A 441-nucleotide genomic window follows, 5' to 3' on the forward strand; every position below is an offset into this window, starting at 1 on the left:
AGCGGGAGCAAGCTCTCATCAAACAAAATCCATCCCCTTGTTCTTAAAGCTTTTTTAAGCCGCAACCAATCGGACACCCAACTTTGTAGCCTTGCGCTGCAAAGCTCTAAGCTGACGATCACGGCTTTTAGCCTCGTACTCGTCCATATCCTGCGCCACGTAAGGCTGTCCCTTGGTCAGCATGGCGTAGATCAACCGGGCTAGTTGGTGAGCCGTAGCCTTGATGGCGCAGGCCGTATCCATACGAGCCAATCGGGCGCGGTGACTGGCACCGATAAAGCTTTTATCGGTACGGGCGCTAGAGGCCGCCTGCTTCAACGCTTGTGCCGCTCGGTTAAATACCTTGGGGACATGACCGGGTAAGGGTTTTCCTCCCGATATTCGGGTTGAGGGCGCCAACCCCATCCAGGAACTGAAGTGTTGCTCAGTCGGAAAACGCGA

The 441-nt window shown here is 54.9% G+C and carries 1 protein-coding gene; it reads right to left on the bottom strand.

What is annotated here, in order from left to right:
- Positions 1 to 54: 54 nt before the first annotated feature.
- Positions 55 to 441: transposase (locus AB4Z20_RS28075; protein WP_442091246.1), on the bottom strand; the 387-nt coding region annotated here is incomplete at its 5' end.

The sequence above is a fragment of the Pseudomonas sp. KB_12 genome, assembly GCF_052114545.1.
In the GTDB taxonomy this organism is placed as follows: domain Bacteria; phylum Pseudomonadota; class Gammaproteobacteria; order Pseudomonadales; family Pseudomonadaceae; genus Aquipseudomonas; species Aquipseudomonas brassicacearum.